Here is a 221-nt window from a genome sequence, read left to right on the forward strand (position 1 = left end):
CGGCGCTGAGAAGCTTAACTTCCGTGTTCGGTATGGGAACGGGTGTGACCTTCTCGCCATAATTACCAGACCATTTATTCGACACTATTTTATTATAATGTCTTTTTCATATTTTGCAAGAGGAAAATTTAATTTTTTCATTCCCTCAAAACTAGATAATGTAGAAGAAGTGTTTGTAAAAAACGAGTTCGCTTTAAAAATTGGTTAAGTCCTCGAACGAT

1 rRNA gene is annotated in these 221 nt (G+C 35.7%); it reads right to left on the reverse strand.

Going from position 1 to position 221, the window contains the following annotated elements:
* Positions 1-70: ribosomal RNA gene (gene rrf / locus AC3A54_RS25655) — 5S ribosomal RNA — on the reverse strand; the annotation flags it as partial.
* Between the last annotated feature and the right edge of the window lie 151 nt (positions 71-221).

The sequence above is a fragment of the Neobacillus sp. Soil_C_43 genome (genome assembly GCF_057656715.1).